Genomic DNA, 1,082 nt, shown 5'->3' on the forward strand with positions numbered 1-1,082 from the left:
CTACGGGGCCTGCCGGTGCAACGGCCTCTCGCGGTTAGTGGACGACGTCAGCGAGCTGGCCCGCGTCGCGGAGTCACGAGTCACGAACGCGTACAAAACGCTGAACGAAGAGCTGGGCCTCCCCGCTGAGCCCGTCTCCCCCAGCATGTTCGTGCCGCGACTCGCCTCGGACCTCGAGTGTCCGGACGAGATCCGACAGCGGGCCCGAGCCCTCGCGGAACAGGCCGAGGAGCGCGGCGTCACGACGGGCGTCCATCCGGCTGGGTTCGCAGCGGCCTGCCTCTACAAGGCCGGTCGCGAAGAGGGCCGATGGCTGACGCAATCCGAGGCCGCGGATGTGGCGAACGTTACTACAACGACGATTCGGAATCACCACGACGTACTACAGCAGTTCGACTTCGTACAGCGAGCGGACCGTGCCACTGTAGCGGCCCAAGAGAGGTTCATAAAGCAGTAGGTACATAGGCGTTGTATCAGAGGATATCGACAATGGGCGAGGAATCGGAGTCGGTCAGCTACCTGTCAGCCGATGATATCTGTGACATCCACGAGCTGATCGTGGAGTCAAATGCGGAGACAACCGCTGGTGTCGCCTCACCAGGCGATATTGAATACACCGTTGAACATATTCAGGAAGGTCATTTCGGCCAGTTTCCCAAGTCGCTCCACGAGAAGGCATTCCAGCTGTTGCGGCTCATTGCAGCGAATCATCCATTCGTCGATGGCAACAAGCGAACGGCGCTCATGTCGACCCGAATTTTCTACGCGTTGAATGGCTGCCGTTTTGACTACGATCGGGAGATCAAAGAGATCCTGAAGGCGCTCGCGACAGATGAGAGCAGTGTCGAAGCGGACGACGTGATCACGTATCTACGAGCACACACAGAGCCGCTTGCTCCGGAGTACGAGGCGACCATCAACCTGTGGCTGGCACGGATTGAGGGAACGGACCAACTACCCACGGAACACGACACGGTCGAGCAAGACACGTATGAACCGAACGATTATGACGACGACGCCCATAGTGGGGAGTAAGAATGGCCGCTGAAAGTGAACAACCCGAGATCCCCGATGAGCTGTCT

General features: G+C 59.1%; 1 protein-coding gene and 1 pseudogene. Both read left to right on the forward strand.

Going from position 1 to position 1,082, the window contains the following annotated elements:
* A pseudogene (locus tag LPA46_RS18705) lies at positions 1 to 457 on the forward strand (transcription initiation factor IIB family protein); the annotation flags it as partial.
* A 32-nt stretch (positions 458 to 489) separates the two neighbouring features.
* Positions 490 to 1,035: a type II toxin-antitoxin system death-on-curing family toxin gene (locus LPA46_RS18710; protein WP_004061502.1), complete on the forward strand. Its 546-nt coding sequence runs from the start codon at positions 490 to 492 to the stop codon at positions 1,033 to 1,035.
* Positions 1,036 to 1,082: the final 47 nt, after the last annotated feature.

It is taken from the genome of Halobacterium sp. KA-6, assembly GCF_021029015.1.
Lineage (GTDB): Archaea > Halobacteriota > Halobacteria > Halobacteriales > Halobacteriaceae > Halobacterium.